Below are 19,318 nucleotides of genomic sequence, written 5' to 3' on the forward strand. Positions count from 1 at the left end.
AAATTCATAAAAGTTAAAAACATTTGCCTAATTAATTCGTAAGCGTCAAATAGAAACACGGCTATAAAATGTAAGCCCTCCAAACTATACTTCTAATAGTTAGGAGGGTTTTTATATGATTATTAATATGGATGACCTTCATCATATTTACATTGCCTACGGCAAAACTGATTTAAGGAAAGGAATTGATTCGCTAACAACTATTGTTCAGGAAGAATTTAAAATGGATCCGTTCAGTCAGTCATTATTTTTATTTTGTGGAACCCGCAATGATCGTTTTAAAGCACTCTATTGGGATGGCAGTGGCTTTTGGCTATTCTACAAACGATTTGAAGATGGTAAAATGCAATGGCCTAAGACTCATAGAGAATTGAAACAGATTTCAAAGCAACAGTGGCAATGGTTACTCGATGGTTTTTCTATCGAAAGTTCTGTAAGAAAAACACAAAAGAAAAAGTTTTATTGAAATTTTCATTTTCCAAAACAATTGGTAAAATAGGAAAAACAGTAAGGAGGATGACTATGGCTTCAAATAGAGAACAGCAATTACTTGAAGAAATTAAAGTATTGAAGAAAATGATCAATCATCAAAAACGTGTCATCGACAGTCAGCAGTCATCCATCGACAATAAACAGAATGAATTAAATCATCAGAATAAACTACTAAAAAATAAAGAAGTAACGATTGCTCATCAAGATGAATTGATTCACTATTTGAAGAAAAAGCTCTATGGTCGTTCGAAAGAAAACTTAGTGGATAATAATCAGCTAAGTCTTTTCGAAGTCGATGCTAGTGATTTGATCAGTGAAAAAGAGGATGAAACTTTTGAAACGATTAGTTATCGTCGCAAAAAACGACCAAAAGGTCGTAAACAAGTAATTCTTGACAATTTTCCTGATTATGATCTTCATTACACCTTAGAAGGTGAAGATCGCAATTGCTCTGGATGTCAACAAGAAATGGCAGAAATTGGCCAAAAGAAGATTCGCCAACAGTTACGCTACGTTCCTGCGGAAATTCGTTGTGAGAATGTTATTCAGCATAGCTATAAATGTACGAATTGTTCAGAAAAAGCGGGGAAAGAAATGGTGATCAGTGCGGATGTTCCAAAACCTGTCTTTAATGGGAGCTATGCGACCGCAGGTCTTGTCTCTCACTCACTTCAACAAAAATATGAGCTGAAAATTCCTGCTTACCGCCAGGAAGGTGAATGGGAAAAGATGGGCTTACCGCTCTCTCGTCAAACGCTCATTAATTGGCATGAAAAAGCAGCAGAATATTACTTTGAGCCTCTTTATCGACTGCTTTCTGGAAAGCTAATCAAACAGCCAGTCATCCATATGGATGAAACGAGTTATAAGGTCATTGAGCATGAGAAAGAAAAGACCTATTACTGGTTAACGTGCTCTTCTCGAGAAACTCAGCAACAAATCTATCTCTACCACCATTCTCCTGGGCGAGGCTTTAATGACCTTCCCAAGGGAATGGCTGAATATGAGGGTGTGATTCATTGCGATATGTGGCATGTCTATCCAAAAATAAATAGAGTGACTATTGCTGGCTGTTGGGCGCATTTAAGACGAAAGTTTTATGATGCCTTACCACCTAAAAAATATCAAGGTCAATTCCTCAGCTCATGGGCAGTAAAACAATGTGACCAATTTTTCACTTTAGAAAAGAAATGGCAAGATTTATCGATAACCGAACGTTTAGATAAACGCCAGAAAATTTTAAAAGTGAAAATTGACCACTTTTTCGAACGCCTTCGTGAGGAATCATCTACTGCTGGAGGAAAATTAGTAACAGCCATCGCCTATGCCTTAAAATATGAAGCTTATTTTAAAGCATTTTTGGAAAATGGTGCGGTTGAAATGAGCAATAACCGGGCAGAGCGTGGCATAAAAGCACTCGTAATAGGTAGAAAAAATTGGTTATTTTCTACCTCTTTTAAAGGTGCTCAGTATTCTGGAATTATTCTATCGATCATTGAAACTGCTAAGGCCAACGGCCTTGATCCTGAAAAATATCTCACTTTCTTATTAAGTGCCATGCCGAATGAAAAGCATCTAAGTGAAAAAGTGCTTGAAGATTATCTTCCCTGGCATCCCGCTATCCAAGCGATCTGTCGAAAAAAATTAAAAAGAGAATTACTTAAATAACAAAAAATCTTGATAAGTTTAGCATACAGAGTACTTAAGAACTCTTCGCTAGCTTATCAAGATTTTTTGAATTCTATTCTCCTATTTGACGCTTACATTAATTCATAGCTTTTTCACAAATGTCTTCTATGATAAAGATAGTCCAAATAAATTTCTTTATATTTTTCTCCCAGCGAGCTTTCAAGCGAAAGCTCGTTTTTTGTTGGAAAATTTTATTAAGAGGTAAAAATTTTTACTAAAACATGTGAAAATTTACAAAAACTATACTTTGAATTGACGGTATTTTTATATAAATATGAGATCCTTTAGGTGTAAGAGTAATTCTATCAAAAGCCTACAAGGAGGATAAAATGAGTATCAAAAAATGGCTATTAAGTGGTTTAAGCGTATTAACTGCTTTTGGTTTGGCAGCTTGTGGTAATGAAGGTGGAGACAGTGGGGATTCAGCTGATTCAAGTAATCATATCGATACCTTATCAGTAGAATTCGTTCCTTCTCGTGATCCCGAGGAAATTATTACCGTTACTGATCCTTTGAAAGACATTTTGAAGGAAGAATTAGAAAAACAAGGTTTTACTGTTGATAATGTCGATATCAACGTGGGAACCAGTTATGAAGCGACGGGAGAAGCTTTAGAGGCTGGAACTACTGACGTTGGTTTTATCCCTGGTGGAACCTATGTTCTTTATGAAGAAGGTATCGAACCAATTTTAACTGCTACTCGTGGTGGACTTTCGGTTACTGGAGAAAATCCTCAAGACTGGAATAAAGAACCTGTCACTAAAGTAGACGACCAAGTCACTTACTATCACGGCCTAATCCTAGCGGGACCTAGTGAAAAAGGTCAAGAATTAGCCGAAAAGGTGAATAATGGCGAAGAACTTAACTGGGAAGACCTCAATTCAGCGAATTGGTCAGTGATGGGAACTTCCTCTCCAGCGGGTTACATCTATCCATCCCTTTGGTTGCAAGATCACTTTGACAAAAATATTACCGATTTAGATAATGTGGTTCAAGCGGACTCCTATGCTTCTGCTTTTGCGCGCTTAGCCTCTGGTCAAGTGGATGTCATGGTCACTTACGCTGACGCCCGTTTAGATAATGAAGAGAAATGGCAAGAACAACTTGGTGGATCTGATGAAATTTGGCAAGAAGTTCAAGTGATTGGGGTAACTAAACCCATGATGAACGACACCATTTCCGTGTCTAAGAACTCTGAAAACATGACTCCTGAATTAGCTGAAGCTTTACAGGAGGCTTTCATTAATATTGCCCAAACTGATGAAGGAAAAGAAATCATTGCGGTCTACACCCACGAAGGGTATGAAAAGGCAGAACCCTCTGACTATGATACCGAACGTGAAGCCCAAAAATTAGTGCAAGAAATGAATTAGTTGAGATAATCGCTCGATGGTTATTTTGAGTTTAAGAATAAGTGATTAGGATAAAAAAGTGCTTCAATCAATGATTAACTATTGGTTGAATGCACTTTTCCTATTTCTAATTATGCAATGAAGTAGTTTGCTTGAGCGGTAGTGAGCGATCATGTTTTTGGAGAAAGGAATAAAAAATGATTCGATTTGAACATGTGGATAAGGTTTATGAAGGTGGATTAAAAGCCTTAGATGACATTAATTTAGAAATTCCCAACGGACGTTTTGTCGCCATTGTGGGGAAATCAGGTGCCGGTAAATCGACTTTAATTCGTACCATTAATAAGATGCATGATATTAACGGAGGACAATTGACCGTTAACGATAGGGATGTGTCTGCTTTAGAAGGTAGCCAATTAAGAAAATTCCGGAGAGATATTGGCATGGTCTTTCAATCTTTTAACCTCGTGGAAAAGACCACCGTACTAAATAATGTATTGAATGCCTTTTTACCTGACTTAGCCTGGTATCAGAAACTCTTTTCCCTGTTTACCGAGGAGCAAAAGGTTAAAGCCTTGGAAGCCCTAGAAAGTGTGGATATCCTTGATAAGGCCTATGACCGGGTCGACCAATTATCTGGTGGGCAGAAACAAAGGGTAGCCTTAGCGCGGACCCTGGTTCAGGAGCCCTCCATCATTTTAGCCGATGAACCGGTGGCCAGTCTGGACCCAATTTCTTCTAAACAAGTGATGGATTACTTTAAAAATATTAATCAAAACCAAGACATCACTATCTTAATTAATATCCATGATGTAGATATGGCCCTTGATTATGCCGATAGCGTGATCGGAATTAATGCTGGAAAGATTGTTTATTATGGCCCAAGTAGTGAGGTTAATCAAGAGATTTTAGATACGATCTACAAGAAGTCTTAGGGGGATTAAAGTGTTTAAACGAAAAGAATATCAACTGGCTTCTGGGAAGGTATTTAAAGAAAAACGTTCGTGGACACCAGTGATTGTATTAGTTTTAGCCATTGCTTTATATGTTGCTTTGCAAGTGACGGAGTTTGATTTCGGTGATGTAATAAAACGGGGTCATCAATTAACGACTATCGTTGCTCAACTCTTCCAACCGGATTGGTCCTACCTATCTGATGTGATTCAACCCTTGATGGATACTATTAAGATGTCTTTATTTGGTTCTTTTGCTGGGGCAGCGGTTGCCCTTCCCTTTGCCTTTTTAGCTTCATCCAATATGGTCCATTTTGCGCCGGTGAACTGGTTGGTTAAGGTGCTATTTACCATTATTCGTACCATCCCCACCCTAGTTTCCGCCTTGATCGCGACTTATTTGTTTGGTCTAGGAACCCTAGCAGGTACGGTAGCCATCTTCCTATTTTCATTTTCCTATGTGGGTAAGCTATTGTATGAAGAGATTGAAACCACTAATTTAGGCGCCTTTGAGGCCATGATTGCCATGGGTTATACCCGTCCTTTTGCCTTTTTAAAGGGTGTGATTCCTAATATTATGCCTTTCTATCTCTCTACCGCCCTCTTTAACTTTGAAGGGAATGTGCGTTATGCATCGATTCTAGGTTATGTGGGTGCCGGAGGTTTAGGGTTACTGATTAATGAAAATATTGGTTGGCGCGATTATGAAAAAGTAGGAACCATTCTCTTTGTTCTATTAATAACTGTTTTTATTATCGAGAACTTAAGCCGTTATATCCGGCGTAAGATTAGTTAGGAGGGCTAGCTGTGACAGATTCAATTCAAACCGTATTAGACAAAGAGCCGAATTACCGTGCCATTCAGGGAGTCATCACTGTCCTTGTGCTGCTGGTATTATTTTGGTCATCCAGTGTGATTGATTTTTCCAATTATAGCCAGGACGGTTGGGCTGTAGCTGGAGAAATCATCTCCGGGGTGCTTCATCCCGATATGACTATGCTGACTGATTTTTCTTCCAGTGGTTTATGGTTTTTATTATTTGAAACCGTCTGTATTGCTTTTGTTGGGACCTTAATTGGTGGTATCATTTCTTTACCTTTAGCTTTTTTATCATCCAGTAATGTGGTTCCCGCTTGGCTAGCAGCAATCTTCCGGGTGGTGATTATGATGCTTCGGACCGTCCCAGCCATTGTTTACGGACTGATGTTTATCCGAGTGACTGGTCCTGGGCCAGCTGCTGGGGTCTTAACCATGACCTTTACCTCAATTGGAATGTTAACTAAGCTCTTTTCAGAGACTATTGCCGATTTAAATACCGACATCTTGGAAGCCTTTCGCGCTATGGGAACGACCACCATGGATCAAATCATGTTCGGTATTATCCCGCAGTTATCGGCGAGTTTCTTATCGACTTTAATCTATCGTTTTGATATGAATATTCGAGATGCAACGACTTTAGGTTTGGTTGGTGCTGGCGGGATTGGGGCTCCCCTACTATTTGCGATTAACTCTTATCGCTGGAACCAAGTGGGCGCCATTCTAATTGCTTTAATCTTACTGGTCTTCTTAGTGGAAGCCATTTCTACCCGCCTACGTCAATACCTCGCCTATGGACACTTTTAGAAAGGACAAGCATGAAATTAACTTTACTCGCCATGAGTGATGTTCATGGACATTTTTCAATCCAAAGTTTTCAAGCAAGAAATAAAAAGACGACTAACGGTCTATCCCGTTTTGCCAGTGTTTTAAAGGCCAAGCGTCGCCAGGAAGAGCATCTCCTGTATCTGGAAAGTGGGGATATGATTCAGGGCTCGCCCTTGACCAATTATGAGGAAAGCCATCATGACTATGCCAAGATATCCAGCCAGGTCTATAATTATGTGCAGCCTGATGTCTGGACCTTGGGTAACCATGAATTTAATTTTGGCTTAGATTATTTAAAGAAATCCATTAGCTATATGCCTGATTCCCTGGCTTTGGCTAACGTGATTTCAGATGGAGAGGTTTTTTGCCATAAGCCCTATCGGATTTTTCAATGTGAAGATATTCGAATTGGTGTCCTGGGATTGGTTACCCAGTATATTCCTCATTGGGAGAAGGAAGAAAATATTGCGGGCTTAGAATTTAAGTCCGCCCTGGAGACGGCCCAATACTATATCCCATTGATGAAAGAAAGCGAACACTGTGATCTTATCTTCATTACCTACCATGGGGGCTTTGAATGCAACCTGGAGACCGGAGAACCAGAAGAAGATTTAACCGGGGAAAATGAGGGCTATGCGATTTTAAGTAGTGGCTTGCCGATTGACGCCTTCTTTACGGGCCACCAACACCGTGAGATTGCCACAATCTGGCAGGGCATACCTATCATTCAACCGGGCTTTCGGGCTCAGAAATATGGAGAAGTTGTTTTTGAGCTTGATAAGGATGCGAATGGCAAGCTGAACAAAAAGGTGGAGAGCTGCCAACTACATTCACTCGCTGACCAGCCGGCTGACCAAGAGCTAGAAGAACTTTTGGCAGAGGATAATGCAAAGATTCAAGACTGGCTTGACCAACCGCTTGGACATTTGGATCGACCCGCCTTAGTTGATAATTTCTTTGAGGCTCAAGTTGAGGGTAATCCGTATTTTGCCTTGACCAATAAAATTCAGATGGAAGCCGCAGGGACTGATATTTCAGCTTCTTCAGTTTTTAACTTGGACGTCTACGGCTTAAAGCAAGAGGTGACCATGCGTGATTTGGTCATTAATTATCCCTTCTCGAACGGTTTGTGTAAGATTAAGCTCACCGGTAAAGAATTAAGAGAGAACTTAGAAAAAAATGCCGAATATTTTGCCTTAGATGACCAAGGTAGGCTAGTCGTTAGTGAGGACTATCTCAATCCTAAAGTAGAAGTCTATAACTATGATATTTATTCGGGGATTGACTATACCATTGATGTCTCTAAAGACCGAGGTCAACGGGTTGTTAAACTGAACTACCAGGGACAGGCGGTTGAAGATGATGATGAATTATACCTAGCCATTAACCAATATCGAATGGCAGGGGGCGGTAACTTCCCGCATTTCTCTAGAGATAAGGTCCTAGAAGAACTGGACACTGATATTCCCAACTTAATTATTAATTATTTTGCTAACCATGATGTCGTTGAAGTCCCAGAAAACAATAATTATCAAGTGATTGGTTATCAAAACATAAGTGACGCTATTTAAAGCAATGTGTTGAAGGTGAGTAGATGACAACTTTAAAGGATATTGCCAAGGCAACAGGTTATTCTGTATCAACAATTTCTAGAGTATTGAGAGAAGATCCTACCCTATCCGTTAAGAGCTCTACCCGTCAAGAGATTAATGCTGTGGCGCAGGCCATGAACTATACCATTCGTGGAGTCAGTAGCTATGCCTATGATATTCTCGTTATCCATAAAGATGACCATTTCCGCGATCATATTGACAATGCCTATTATTTTAATATGCGTTTTGGCATCGAGTCCATCGTTCATGAATATGGTTACAGCTGTTATTTTGTCCCCATTAGTCGCTTAAAGAAATTCAAACGGACTTTTGATGGCATCCTATTATTGGGCAATTTTACTCGAGAAGAACAAAAAGAGATTGTAACTTCCTACCACAATTGCCCCATTGTTACGGTTTGTTTAATGAATTTTTTTCCTGATCACATGGACCAGGTGGCCTATGATATTGAAAAAACGATGGAACTTTTGTTAGACCAGGTCGCTGATGAAGGTTATCATTCCTTGGTTTATGTATCTGGTGAAGAAATTGACCAGGCTCATTTGACCAGCAGTAAGGAACAAATCTTGCGGGCTATCTTGCCGAAGTATCAGACAATCGAGTGCCAAGGAATTATTTCTATCAAACAAAGTTCCTATTCCGGCACGCAAGCCGCCAAGAAATTCTTTAGTCAAAGCGAGTCCTTGCCTGAGGTGATCATCTGTTCCAATGATCCCATCGCTTTTGGCTTTTTAGGGGTCATGCAAGATTTAAAAATCAATGTGCCACTCTTATCCATCAATGGGGATTCCTACGGGGAAGTTACAAGCCCACAGCTGACTAGTGTTGATGTGAAAACTGAAGAAATTGGTCAGGTGGCAGTGGAAAGATTATTAGAACGTTTGAAGGAACCTCAATCCTCCTACCAAAAAATCTTAATCCAACCGCAAATGGTCTTGCGGCAAAGCCATCTGAATAGACCAAGCTAGACCCATAGCTCATTATCACTGCCTGTGTTATTATTAATAATGAAAGTGATAAAGGAGCGTGGAAATATGGCAAAAGTTGAAAGTTTTGATTTAGACCACAATAAAGTAAAACCCCCTTATGTACGGGTGGCTGGTCGTGAAGAGGGTGAACATGGGGATCAAATCACTAAGTTTGATATCCGTTTAGTTCAACCCAATGAACAAGCGATTCCTACTGCAGCCCTCCATACCATTGAGCATATGTCAGCGGCTTATATCCGTGACTACTTGGATGGGGTCATTGACCTCTCACCCATGGGTTGCCGGACGGGCTTCTATTTAATCATGTGGGGCCAACACCAGCCAGAAGAAGTTGCGGTGGCCTATACTAAGGTTTTGCGTGACATTGTCAAGAGTGACTGGTCGGATGTCCAAGGAACTGAAGCGGTGTCCTGCGGGAATTACCGTGACCATTCCCTCTTTGGTGCTCAAGAGTGGGCCAAGAAGATCCTTGACCAAGGCTTCTCCAAAGATCCCTTTGACCGCCAAGTAGTTGAAGTCCCTGAAGACTAGTCAAGTTAAAGGCAAAAGAAAAAGCGTTAGTCCCAAATTGCGGGCCTAACGCTTTTTTCTTAGCCTTTAGAAGGGTTTACTATCAGGATCAGGCGCTTCTACGTCAGCTACTGTATCCAGTAATTCTATATCGCGGTCAGTCAGTTGGATATCAAAGACATCTAAATTGGACTTGATATTTTCTGGGGTCTTGGACCGTGGGAGTGGGACAAAGCCATGTTTCAAGGACCAGGCTAGGGCGATTTGAGCCACCGAGTAGCCTAAGCGGTCGGCAATGGCTTGGACTTCTTCATTATCGAAGATTTCTCCTGACCCTAATGGACTGTAGCCCTCCAGAAGAATATTATGTTTCTTGCAATACTTGACGATGTCTTCTTGGACCAGTCCAGGAGTTAACTTAATTTGGTTAACCATAGGAATGACCTTAGCGGATTCTAAGAGGGCATCCAGGTGGTAGGGGAGGAAGTTAGAGACCCCAATGGCCTTGGCTTGGCCTTTTTCATAGATGGCTTCCAAAGCCCGCCAGACTTCAGCGTTCCGTGCTTTATAGCCAGGTTCTTCTCGGTAAGGCTTGGGATTAGGCCAGTGGATGAGGAGAAGGTCGACATAGTCAGTGCCCAGTTTTTCTAAGGATTCTTCAAAGGAAGCTAGGGTATCTTCATAGCCCACCTTGTCGTTCCAAACTTTTGTGGTTAGGAAGATGTCTTCACGAGGCACAGGACTCTGCTTGATGGCTTGGCCTACTTCGTGTTCGTTGCCGTAGTACTGGGCAGTATCAATATGGCGGTAACCCACTTCCAAGGCGTAGGAGACCGCATTGACCGCCATGTCGCCTTCTAATTTCCAGGTACCAAAACCGATGGCAGGAATTTCAACACTGTTAGATAACTTATATGTTTTCATTGAAGCTTTCCTTTCTTTTTTGTCAGACTGCTTGAATTTGACTTCATAGTAACACGCATCAGATGAGAGACATAACAGTTTGATCTGATCAAGCGTGAAGTATCAGCTAAAGCGGCTGATAAAATGCTGGTCGAAGAAATTGACCATAGCTTTGGTCGTTTCAATATCCACTAGGTGACCAGCATCTTCAGCCAGGAAATGAATATGGGCAGCGGGGTTCTCTTTAACAAAGGCTGCCGTCTGAGCGAAGGGGACCCGTTGATCTTGGCGGCCGTGCCAGATAAACAAGGGGCGTTGACCTAAACGCTCGCTGTGTTTAGACAGGTCATAGTTTTCTAGCCAAGCGATGAGGTCAAAGTAGTCATCAGGCATGAAACGCTGAGCCGCTTGGGCATGATGATATAAACGTTCAGCATAGGCCAGGGGTTGAGGGGTTCCCATCAGGGCCGCCGCTGCTTGGATATTGGGATGGTGGGTTAAGAGGGCAAAGGTCGTCATCCCACCCATCGATACCCCAGCAACTGCCACTTGATCATTGGCCAGCTGGCGCTTTTGAAAGAATTCGACGATATAGGCAAATTCAAAGAGATTACTCTGGATACTTTGCCAGAAGGTCTGGGAAGGGATGCCTTGAACCGGTACTTGGCGCTCACCATGGTTAGTGGCATCGGGAACAATGACCCGGCACCCCAGTCGGGCCAGTCTGCGCGCAGCGGTGAGGTTGAGTTCCTTGTGCGACCGCCAACCGTGGTAGTAAATAATTAAGGGTAAGGCGGAATGCAGCTGGTCTTTGGGGGCACACTCTAGTAAAGGAATGGTGCCCAGCCAACGATGGCGGATAGTGATGGACACAAAACATCTGCCTTTCTATCAGAAATTTCGATTTGGGACTTTTAAATAAGGATAAAACAAAGTGGAAGAAAAGTATAAAAAAGCGCCTGTCCGTTAAAAATATTTCGCCAGGCGGTATTGAGAAACAGGCGAACCTTTGCCATGCTATAATAGAAGGGACTAAAGAGAGAGGATGTCAATATGGCAAAGAAAAAATGGCAAGCGCCAGTTAAAAAGAACCAAATACTCGATGTCACCATCACTGACCTGACTTATGAAGGCATGGGTGTGGCCAAGATCGACCGCTACCCCCTATTTATTCAAAATGCCCTAGTGGGGGAAGACTGCCAGGTCAAGGTGGTCAAGGTACTCAAGAAATTTGCCTTTGCGATTGTCCTAGAACGCTATAATGACGCCGATAGCCGGGTCCCCCTCCGTGATGAAAATGGCCTAAGAACCGGGACCATGCCCCTGCAACACATGGCCTATCCCGCTCAATTGGCCTTCAAACGCCAACAGGTGATTAATAGCCTCCAAAAACAAGGCCTGCTTGAACAAACTGAGGTCCTAGACACCATTGGTATGGAAGACCCTTGGCACTACCGTAATAAGGCCCAAATTCCAATTGGCCAAGCTGATGGCCAGCTATTTACCGGCTTTTACCGCAAGGGGTCCCACAAGTTGGTTCCCATGACCGATTATCAAATTCAGCTGCCAGGTATTGATGAAACCTTACAAAAAGTACTGGCTATCCTTAACCAGTATCCCATTTCCGCTTATGATGAAGAGACCCACAAAGGCCTACTCCGCCACTTGATCGTTCGCCAGGGTTACTATACTGGCCAAGTCATGTTGGTGATTGTGATTAATGGGAAAAAGCTTCCTGAAGAAGAGAAAATCGTCGCAACACTCAAAGATGAACTTCCTGACCTAGTTTCTATTGTGATTAATTCTAACCAGAAAAATACCAATGTTATCATGGGCCAAGACCAACGGGTGGTCTATGGCGAGGACCTTTATGAAGACCGCATGTTTGACTTGACCTTCCGGATTTCCTCTAAGTCCTTCTTCCAGGTCAACACCAGCCAAGCGGAAAAACTCTACCATCAAGCCCTGGAAGCCGCTGATCTCAAGGGGGACGAAGTGGTGGTGGATGCTTATTGTGGGATTGGGACCATTTCACTTTGCCTAGCCCAAGCTGCCAAAGAGGTTTACGGAGTTGAAATTGTTCCCGATGCCATTGACCAAGCCCGGGAAAATGCTCAAATCAATGGCCTGAACAATGTGACTTTCAAGGCTGGAAAGGCCGAAGAAGTCATCCAAAACTGGGTCCAAGCGGGACTGAAACCCGATGTCGTTGTCGTCGACCCACCACGTAAGGGGCTAGCGGAAGACTTTATCCAGTCTGTTTTAGAGGTCCAACCAGAAAAAATTGTCTATGTCTCCTGTAATCCCGCCACCCTAGCCCGTGATTTGGCCAAATTTGTCGACCAGGGCTATCAACTAGGTAAGGTTCAACCGGTAGATATGTTCCCGCAAACTCACCATGTGGAGTGCGTAGTATTGATTGAAAAAGGAGGGTTATAAATCGCATAACATCGGGATTCTTGAGAAGTTGCGACTTCTTGGGGACCTCGCTGTTTGGTTTTAATAGGAGAAATTGGGTGGACTCTGCTAGAATGAACGTGTCTGTATGGGGAAAATGATCGACTATTAACAATTATTTATATATTTTTAAAATAATCCAATTAGAGAAACTGTAGAAACAGACAAACAAGAGAGATCTAGAGCTATGTTTAGCTGATGACATAGTTCTAGATCTCTCTTTTATATATTTTTTTAGGTTACAGGCATTTTAATACTCTTTATGGTTAACAATATGAGTTGAAATAAAAATTGATAGAACTAAAATGATTACATTTACTAAAACTAAAGCAATCAATGTAGCGGTCAAATAGTGCTCAATATTTTGAATATACCTCTTAAACAGGTCAACCTGTTTACCAAAGAGGGAGGTCATAGCGAATAAGATAAAGAAGGCACCTATCATAATGATACGTCCATTTTCTGTTCCATATTTTAGAAAGAAAGGAATTTGAATCGAAGTTAATAATACTGGAACCAGGATGATTAATAGTGAAAAAACAAAAGCAATAGGAATCTCAGCCCCCTGTTGATAGAACAGATAGAAACTAGAAGCAAGACCTAGCATTGAAAAAACGAATGTGGGAACATACTTACTTGTCACATAAACCCATCGGGGAATCGGTGTGGTAAATATAAACTTCGGAAAGTCAGCCTGGTCATCAGATCCAAAAGTCAGTCCACTGAAAATGACAGGCATGTAAATGAATAGTAAGGGAATGAGTAATGGCGTTCCCTGGTATAAGGCATAGCACGAAATAGCGATAATGATCATAAAGCTGATCATATAAGACAGCTTAGCAGACATAAAGTCTTTATAAATTAGCGCTCTCATTGTGATCCTCCTTAATGGTATAGACCATGATATCTTCAATTGATGGCTTAGTTAATGGAATACCGCTCGGCATTAAATTTCGTTTCACCAACAACTCTTGGCCAAAGCTATGTTTTCTCCTTCCAATGATTGCAGCAGGGTCAATTGATTTGGCTGTATCCTCATCCACAGAGCAGAGAGCGTAACTTTCGATTAAGCGGTCTTTTTCCTCCATAAAGTAGATTTTACCATCATGTAAAAAAGTAATATAATCAGCTGCTTTTTCCAAGTCAGATAAAATATGAGAAGAAATAAGAACAGTGTGATTTTCATTTTGAACAAAGTCCAGGAGAATGTCCAAAATTTCATTCCGAACGACAGGGTCTAACCCACTGGTCGGTTCATCTAATATCAGCAATTCAGCTTGATGGGATAAGGCAATGGCTATTGATAATTTCATTTTCATTCCTCGTGACAAGGAGCGAATATCTTGATTGAGTGGAAGCTCAAAGAGGGATAAATAGCGATTAAATGAATCAGCTTCCCAGGTATTGAAAACCATCTTGCAAAAAGTAGCGACTTCTCTAATTTTTAATTCTTCAGGTAGATGAATATCATCAAAAACAACTCCGATTCGGTCCATCAAATTTGATCTTTTAGGATTGGTTTTGCCAAAAATCGAAATGTCTCCCTCATCTGAATTAATAAGACCTAAAATGGCTTTAATTGTTGTTGACTTGCCTGATCCATTTTCACCAATGTAGCCAACAATGTAGCCTCTTGGGATGTTTAGGTTAATAGGACCGAGTTTGAAATTGGGGTAGGTCTTTACAAAATGACGTATTTCAATGGCATTCACTGTCATTAGATTCTCCTCCTAACGTGATAAGTAATTCTTGCAAATCTTGAATGGTTAAGCCAGCCAATCTTGCCTGTTGAATGGCCTCTCTTAAAAGATCTTCTACTTTACGATAAAGAGTTTCTCGTATGAGTTCACTATTTTGATCGGAAACAAAATTTCCCTTTCCAGGAACAGAATCAACAAAACCATCCATTTCCAACTCATCAAATGCTCTTTTAGTTGTGATTACAGAAACTCGGAGTTCCTTAGCTAGAAAGCGAATGGATGGGAGTTGGTCTCCAGCTTTTACTTCGCCTGAAATAATCGCTGCCTTTATTTGATTTTTTATTTGCAGATAAATCGGTTGGTCACTTGCGTTACTGATTTGAATGTTCAACTCCACACCTCCCTATATACATCCGTATTAACTGTTTATATTGTACATATACACTTGTTGCTTGTCAAGCAGTAGACTCTTATACGAGCTAAACATAGCAATGATTGTATTGGATAACTTTCTAATAGTTTGAAAATTAGATGGCGGATAAAGTCAGTAAATAAATAGATACCAGAAACATGTCGTAGTGATGACATAGTTCTGGCTCTTTCTTTTTGGTATAATAACCTAGAAAGAAATAATCGTGAGTGAATCGTGCGAAATACGTGCGAATTAAAATAAAAATGTTGATTTAGTGCGGTTTAAATCGAGAGTAATCGTGAGCGAATCGATTGAAAATCATATGATGAGGAGGCGAGTATGAATGACAAATCAGAATAGCAACGGAGAAATTATTATCTATCAAAGTGAAGATGGAACCAGTAAATTAGACGTTAAACTTGAAGATGAAACGGTTTGGTTGACCCAAGCACAACTCGTTGAATTATTTCAGTCTAGCAAAGCTAATGTTAATGAACATATAAAAAACATCTTCGATGAAGGAGAACTTGAGGAAAGTTCAACTGTTCGGGAATTCCGAATAGTTCGTAGAGAAGGAAGACGAGATGTTACTCGTAATATTAAACATTACAACCTCGATATGATCATCTCCCTTGGTTATCGAATTCAATCTAAAGTTGCCACCCATTTCCGTCGTTGGGCCACTGAACGTTTGAAAGAATATATCATCAAAGGATTCACCATGGATGATGAACGACTTAAAGGGCAAGCGGGCGGCAATTATTGGAAAGAATTATTGGATCGCATCCGCGATATTCGCTCATCAGAAAAAGTCATGTACCGACAAGTCCTAGATTTATATGCCACCAGTGTTGACTATGATTCCAAGAGCCAAGAATCTATCGCTTTCTTTAAGATGGTTCAAAATAAATTGCATTATGCAGCTCATGGGCATACAGCAGCCGAGGTTATTTATCAAAGAGCAGATGCAAGCCAGCCCTTCATGGGGTTAACTACTTTTTCAGGGGCGATGCCGACTCTGAAAGATATCCAAGTGGCTAAAAATTATTTAACAGAAGACGAGCTGAAAATCTTGAATAACCTGGTTTCAGGGTATTTTGATTTTGCAGAAGTTCAGGCCATACAACATAATCCCATGTATATGAGCGATTACGTTGAACATTTGGATCGTGTCCTCAGCGTGACTGGACGACCTGTTTTACAATCCGCTGGTAAGATCAGTCACCAGCAAGCTATGGATAAAGCGAAGAAAGAGTATCGTGACTATCAAAAGAATACCTTGTCTCCAGTGGAAGAAGATTACTTACGAACAATTAAAGCCTTGGAGCAGGAAGTCAAAAAAGAAAAGAAATAGATGGCTATGTCACAGCCATACTAGCTACCCAACATACTGAAATCAATCCATAGCTTATACCCGACACATGTTGAAGCGATCGTGGGACTGACGCGGAACTAATGACGGAATGATGTGGGAACGCGTAGTATTAATGTCACAAGCCTAAGCGAAGAGTGATTAATAAAGAGAGCCCATGTCAAAAATTTCCAATAAGCCGACTAAAAAAGGAAGAAAGCCGAGCTCTCTAAAAGACTGCAAAAAGCTCTACTAGCGAATAGTTTTGAAAAATTTAGTTCTTTGATATAGTAAAAAAGGAAGGTATATGAAATATGTCACTATTTGATAAAAAAGATGAAAAGAAATATGAACAAATTGTAGAAGATTTTAATCTTGAAGACCTTAATAAGGATGATTTAGAAGTACTATTGAACAACTCAGATGCAGCATCTGGTGGCTTAAGTGCTTTGTTAGTCCAAAATTATATCATCATGAGACAACTTGATAGGCTAAATAAAAATATAGAACAATTGATGGAAAAACAATAAGTACGAGTCTAAAAATAGATTAACAAGTATAGATAAAATAGACCCGACAGGCCTCTTATATTCAAGAGGACCAAGTCGGGTCTTTTGATTGCAAAAAATTAGCCACACCACATATGGTATGGATTGAAAAAGTGGCTATAATAGCATAACAGCAAGGTCCTTAATAAGCTTTGATTTCTTGGAAACCTTGCTTTTTGGTTTTTAGGAGAGGAGAGACTTGACATCTTATTAAGGGCGGAATCATCTAAAAACCTCTCAACTTGAGCCGAGTCAGTGACTTCAATCCAGTAATCATTCATGTTCTAGCTCTTTTCTTAAATCATTCATGACATCTTTGAGTGGTTTTGTTCGTCCTGCGGCAACATCCTGCTCTCCGGCTTTTAATAAGGCATAAAGTTCATGCTTGCCAACGAGTTGTTCGTAGGCTTGAATACTCATCACAGCTAAATCGCCACGACCATTTTTAGTGATAAAAACTGGGGAATTTGTTTCGTTACAAAAGTTAGAAATATCATTGTAGTTATTTCTTAAATCAGTACTCGATTGAATCTTAGGCATTTAAATCCCCCCTCTCTAAAGATATACTGCCATTATTTCTTTCGCTTAACAACGAAAGCTATTGCTAGCTTATCTTATTGACCATGTCTTCAATAAGGCCTTGGAAAAATATTTTAATCAATGAAAATTGAAATAAGAAACTAGCAAGAAGCTCCAGCAATGGAGCTTTTTTAATGGTGCGCCTGGCATGGGCGACAACTCGGTGGTGAAAGTCCACTACAGGCCTTTGCAGTAGGAACTGTTAGCCAATGACAAGGGTGTCCACCGTGAGGTGGAATCTGAAGGAAGTTGGAGGCAAATACTTGCACTGACGTACAGAAACTTCATAAAGAAAGGCTGTCAAAAGATGGATGAGCTTGCCATACAAAGTGAAGTCCAATACTGCACGAATCTGAGACAGTAGATGAAGCAGTGACATGAGTAGAAAGTTGTCGTTCTTACCCAGGGAGATCTCACAGACGGCGCAGGAGTCCCCTTATAAGAAGCCGGTCGAAAAAGGTTTACTGTGAGAAGTCAGCCGAAGTCATAGTAGTTTCCAGAGGAAACGAAGGACTGAACAATATCCATGTTTATTTAGATGGGAGGTAGCTCAATTATGGGAAAAGCAGAAAAGTTGCGAAAGCAACGCAGCCTACAGAGGAATAAGGTGGAACCTGAAAAGTATGTAGATGTGCTTAGTGGTAGAGCTATTGAATATATGAGAAGACATGATGGGTCTCTAATGAGTCTCGTTGTCAGAGAAGAAAACCTCATGCGAGCAGCTCAATTAGTTCGTAAGAACAAAGGAGCAGCTGGTATTGATGGTGTTTCCGCAGAAGCTGCGGAAGCTGAAGTAAGAAAGTATCTTAGACCCTTACAACAGAAATTGATGAATGCAACATATAAACCTCAACCGGTCAAGCGGGTAGAAATTCCCAAAGCCAATGGAGGAGTTCGTCGATTAGGTATTCCTGTGGTCAGGGATCGCATTGTTCAACAAGCCATTCGACAAGTGATTGAACCAATCATTGATCCTCAGCTATCACCTTATAGTCATGGCTTTCGTAAAGGCAAGAGTGCACATAGTGCACTGAAACAATGTGTCGACTATTACGAAACAGGCTATAAAGTTGTGGTTGATTGCGATCTAAAGAATTGTTTCGATAATTTTAATCAAGATAAAATGATTCATTACTTGGAACAAATGGTAAAAGATCCAGCGATATCACGTATTCTTAGACGTTTTATGAGTGCAGGTGTTATTGATTTGATGGGTCAATTTATTGACAGTCATACGGGCACCCCTCAAGGGGGTGTCATTTCACCGCTTTTATGTAATGTTTATTTAAATGAATTGGATAGAGAATTAGAACGTCGTGGACATCGTTTTGTGCGTTACGCAGATGACTTTGCGATTTTCGTCAAATCTAAGCGAGCAGGAGAACGTGTGCTAAAAAGTATTACTACTTACATTGAAAAAGATCTTCGATTAACCGTTAACCATGAGAAAAGTCAAGTGGGTTCGCCAACCCGTTTAAAATTCTTGGGTTGCCTTATCAAGCCTACCCGAAAGGGTTGTCGTTTTCGTCCGACGAATGAAGCGAAGAAGAAATTCAAAGCAAAGTTAAAACGTCTGACAAGTCGAAAGCGACCAGGTACCTTTAAAACCATTGTAAAAGAGATCAACCAAGTCACACAAGGTTGGATCAACTATTTTGGAGTAGGCTATATTAAAACCTATATTGAAGAGATAGAACAATGGTTAAACCATCGCCTAAGGCAACTCATTTTGAAGCGATGGAAAAACTGTCGAACGAAGATTATACGCCTCATGCGGTTGGGATTGGATAGTGAAAGCGCGAAGCGTATTGCTTTCTCACGCAAGAAGTATTGGCGTCTATCCAAGACACCGGAGGTGCACTACGCTCTGACAACAAAAAGACTCCGTCAGTGGGGATTAAAATCATTAACCCTCCTGGCGGAGTCTGCCTATTTAAGATATTGAACCGCCGTATACGGAACCGTACGTACGGTGGTGTGAGAGGTCCTCTGTCCGACTAACGGACAGAGTCCTACTCGATGGATAAATTTTATACCAGATAGTATTTAATAATTAATAAGATAAATATTTGAGGCCGGAACAAAAATGCTAACCTCTTTTTAAAATACGAATTATATAATCAAAA

General features: G+C 40.8%; 19 protein-coding genes. 13 read left to right on the plus strand and 6 right to left on the minus strand.

The window, feature by feature from the left end:
* Positions 1 to 115: 115 nt before the first annotated feature.
* From tnpB to DBT50_RS00545, 9 genes are all read left to right on the plus strand, one after another.
* Positions 116 to 466 carry an IS66 family insertion sequence element accessory protein TnpB gene (tnpB, locus tag DBT50_RS00505; protein WP_111852809.1) on the plus strand — a complete coding sequence of 117 codons (351 nt, stop codon included), beginning with the start codon at positions 116 to 118 and terminating at the stop codon, positions 464 to 466.
* A 56-nt stretch (positions 467 to 522) separates the two neighbouring features.
* A complete protein-coding gene (tnpC, locus tag DBT50_RS00510) occupies positions 523 to 2,160 on the plus strand; it encodes an IS66 family transposase (RefSeq protein WP_181566155.1) in 1,638 nt (545 codons plus the stop codon).
* 350 nt (positions 2,161 to 2,510) lie between these two features.
* Positions 2,511 to 3,554 carry a phosphate/phosphite/phosphonate ABC transporter substrate-binding protein gene (locus DBT50_RS00515; RefSeq protein WP_111852683.1) on the plus strand — a complete coding sequence of 348 codons (1,044 nt, stop codon included), beginning with the start codon at positions 2,511 to 2,513 and terminating at the stop codon, positions 3,552 to 3,554.
* A gap of 176 nt (positions 3,555 to 3,730) precedes the next feature.
* Positions 3,731 to 4,468: a phosphonate ABC transporter ATP-binding protein gene (phnC, locus tag DBT50_RS00520; protein WP_060777545.1), complete on the plus strand. Its 738-nt coding sequence runs from the start codon at positions 3,731 to 3,733 to the stop codon at positions 4,466 to 4,468.
* Positions 4,469 to 4,478: 10 nt separating this feature from the next.
* A complete protein-coding gene (phnE, locus tag DBT50_RS00525) occupies positions 4,479 to 5,282 on the plus strand; it encodes a phosphonate ABC transporter, permease protein PhnE (RefSeq protein ID WP_174519265.1) in 804 nt (267 codons plus the stop codon).
* Positions 5,283 to 5,293: 11 nt separating this feature from the next.
* Positions 5,294 to 6,109 (plus strand): phosphonate ABC transporter, permease protein PhnE, encoded by an 816-nt coding sequence (phnE, locus tag DBT50_RS00530; protein ID WP_181566153.1) that lies wholly within the window; start codon positions 5,294 to 5,296, stop codon positions 6,107 to 6,109.
* A gap of 11 nt (positions 6,110 to 6,120) precedes the next feature.
* Positions 6,121 to 7,701 carry a bifunctional metallophosphatase/5'-nucleotidase gene (locus DBT50_RS00535; protein ID WP_111852684.1) on the plus strand — a complete coding sequence of 527 codons (1,581 nt, stop codon included), beginning with the start codon at positions 6,121 to 6,123 and terminating at the stop codon, positions 7,699 to 7,701.
* 23 nt (positions 7,702 to 7,724) lie between these two features.
* Positions 7,725 to 8,711 carry a LacI family DNA-binding transcriptional regulator gene (locus DBT50_RS00540; protein WP_111852685.1) on the plus strand — a complete coding sequence of 329 codons (987 nt, stop codon included), beginning with the start codon at positions 7,725 to 7,727 and terminating at the stop codon, positions 8,709 to 8,711.
* A gap of 66 nt (positions 8,712 to 8,777) precedes the next feature.
* Positions 8,778 to 9,263 (plus strand): S-ribosylhomocysteine lyase, encoded by a 486-nt coding sequence (locus DBT50_RS00545; RefSeq protein ID WP_111852686.1) that lies wholly within the window; start codon positions 8,778 to 8,780, stop codon positions 9,261 to 9,263.
* A 66-nt stretch (positions 9,264 to 9,329) separates the two neighbouring features.
* Here the strand turns inward: DBT50_RS00545 and DBT50_RS00550 are convergent, their stop codons facing one another.
* Positions 9,330 to 10,166, minus strand: a complete 837-nt coding sequence (locus DBT50_RS00550) for an aldo/keto reductase (RefSeq protein WP_111852687.1) — start codon at positions 10,164 to 10,166, stop codon at positions 9,330 to 9,332.
* A gap of 102 nt (positions 10,167 to 10,268) precedes the next feature.
* A complete protein-coding gene (locus tag DBT50_RS00555) occupies positions 10,269 to 11,018 on the minus strand; it encodes an alpha/beta fold hydrolase (RefSeq protein ID WP_111852688.1) in 750 nt (249 codons plus the stop codon).
* Positions 11,019 to 11,198: 180 nt separating this feature from the next.
* On the opposite strand from DBT50_RS00555, the gene rlmD reads away from it, so the two are divergent.
* Positions 11,199 to 12,584 (plus strand): 23S rRNA (uracil(1939)-C(5))-methyltransferase RlmD, encoded by a 1,386-nt coding sequence (gene rlmD, locus DBT50_RS00560; protein WP_111852689.1) that lies wholly within the window; start codon positions 11,199 to 11,201, stop codon positions 12,582 to 12,584.
* Between the two features lie 268 nt (positions 12,585 to 12,852).
* On the opposite strand, the gene DBT50_RS00565 is transcribed toward rlmD, so the two are convergent.
* The 3 genes from DBT50_RS00565 to DBT50_RS00575 are packed head-to-tail and all read right to left on the minus strand — an operon-like array spanning position 12,853 to position 14,693.
* The gene (locus tag DBT50_RS00565; protein WP_111852690.1) at positions 12,853 to 13,476 is read right to left on the minus strand and encodes an ABC-2 transporter permease; all 624 of its coding nucleotides are present in this window, start codon (positions 13,474 to 13,476) and stop codon (positions 12,853 to 12,855) included.
* Positions 13,457 to 14,320: an ABC transporter ATP-binding protein gene (locus DBT50_RS00570; protein ID WP_111852691.1), complete on the minus strand. Its 864-nt coding sequence runs from the start codon at positions 14,318 to 14,320 to the stop codon at positions 13,457 to 13,459. Before DBT50_RS00570 ends, DBT50_RS00565 begins: the two co-directional genes overlap by 20 nt.
* Entirely contained in the window at positions 14,301 to 14,693 is a 393-nt protein-coding gene (locus DBT50_RS00575) for a GntR family transcriptional regulator (RefSeq protein ID WP_111852692.1), read from the minus strand. The genes DBT50_RS00570 and DBT50_RS00575 overlap by 20 nt, the downstream gene beginning before the upstream one ends.
* A 364-nt stretch (positions 14,694 to 15,057) precedes the next feature.
* Between DBT50_RS00575 and DBT50_RS00580 the strand changes: the two genes are divergently transcribed.
* Positions 15,058 to 16,068 (plus strand): virulence RhuM family protein, encoded by a 1,011-nt coding sequence (locus DBT50_RS00580; RefSeq protein ID WP_111852693.1) that lies wholly within the window; start codon positions 15,058 to 15,060, stop codon positions 16,066 to 16,068.
* A 311-nt stretch (positions 16,069 to 16,379) separates the two neighbouring features.
* Positions 16,380 to 16,595, plus strand: a complete 216-nt coding sequence (locus tag DBT50_RS00585; RefSeq protein WP_111852694.1) for a hypothetical protein — start codon at positions 16,380 to 16,382, stop codon at positions 16,593 to 16,595.
* A gap of 291 nt (positions 16,596 to 16,886) precedes the next feature.
* Here DBT50_RS00585 and DBT50_RS00590 read toward each other — a convergent pair whose 3' ends face one another.
* Positions 16,887 to 17,153 carry a type II toxin-antitoxin system prevent-host-death family antitoxin gene (locus DBT50_RS00590; protein WP_111852696.1) on the minus strand — a complete coding sequence of 89 codons (267 nt, stop codon included), beginning with the start codon at positions 17,151 to 17,153 and terminating at the stop codon, positions 16,887 to 16,889.
* Between the two features lie 595 nt (positions 17,154 to 17,748).
* Between DBT50_RS00590 and ltrA the strand changes: the two genes are divergently transcribed.
* Positions 17,749 to 19,137, plus strand: a complete 1,389-nt coding sequence (gene ltrA / locus DBT50_RS00595; protein WP_285936014.1) for a group II intron reverse transcriptase/maturase — start codon at positions 17,749 to 17,751, stop codon at positions 19,135 to 19,137.
* Positions 19,138 to 19,318: the final 181 nt, after the last annotated feature.

Source organism: Aerococcus tenax, from assembly GCF_003286645.3.
Classification (GTDB): Bacteria; Bacillota; Bacilli; order Lactobacillales; family Aerococcaceae; genus Aerococcus; species Aerococcus tenax.